A 1,025-nucleotide genomic window follows, 5' to 3' on the forward strand; every position below is an offset into this window, starting at 1 on the left:
AGCTGTATATCAAAGTAATGATGAAACACTTGAATCATCGATTGAAGGTGTTGCTGTGGAAGATGAAAAGAAAGAAACAAGAAATAGCTAACTACAAGAAACATCCAAAGCAAATATGCTTTGGAAGCAGTAAGTTATTCAAAGCCCAATATACAAAAGAAGAGTATATCAATAATCATCAAAAGTGGCGAGAAAATTATCTTCACCAAAGAAATAAGCAAATGATTATCCAAGGAAGAAGACAAGGAAAGTATGGTAATAACTTATTCAAATATGAACTAGATAGTAATACCATGATATATCGAGGAATTAATGAAACGATTTACTTACCAATCCAGTTTTATTATCAAAAAGAGTTATTAGAAGAGAAAGTGAAGTTAATACATAACACACCAGGAAAAGCAATTTGTTATGTGTTAGAACTGTCTAGAGATTACTTTATTATCAAAGCAATACTGGAACTACCAGAAAAAGAAACAACCACTACAAAAGCAGAGGGAGTAGTAGGAATTGATATCAATGTAGATCATATTGCACTTACAGTAACTAATGAACATGGAAACATTATTGGTACGAAGAAAATCAATTACAGATTAAAACGAAAAACAAGTAATCAAAGATTATGGATACTACGAGAAGTTAGCAAAGAAGTGATTAATATATGCAAACAACATCAAAAGACATTGATTATTGAAAACTTAAACTTTACCTATAAAAAGCAACAAATGAAATATAACAAAAAACGAGTAAATGAAGTATTAAGTAATTTTGCTTATACGAAGATAATAGAAACAATTGAATCAAGAGCATACAAAGAGGATGTTGCAGTAGAAAGAGTAAATCCGGCCTATACAAGCAAGATAGGAAAAGAGAAGTATCAACAATCAAAAGGACTTAGCACTCATCTAGCAGCGAGTTATGTAATCGCAAGACGAGGAATGAGTTTCTCAGACTAGAATAGATAACTAAGAAATAGATGGAACTATAATATTAATGCAATCACTAGTGGAAGATGATTGGTCGGT

The 1,025-nt window shown here is 31.0% G+C and carries 1 protein-coding gene; it reads left to right on the top strand.

Annotated elements, in window-relative coordinates:
* Positions 1-62 precede the first annotated feature (62 nt).
* On the top strand, positions 63-956 hold the full coding sequence (locus J2S15_RS20280; RefSeq protein ID WP_307412315.1) for an IS200/IS605 family accessory protein TnpB-related protein: 894 nt from the start codon (positions 63-65) through the stop codon (positions 954-956).
* Positions 957-1,025: the final 69 nt, after the last annotated feature.

This window comes from Breznakia pachnodae, assembly GCF_030814225.1.
GTDB lineage: Bacteria > Bacillota_I > Bacilli_A > Erysipelotrichales > Erysipelotrichaceae > Breznakia > Breznakia pachnodae.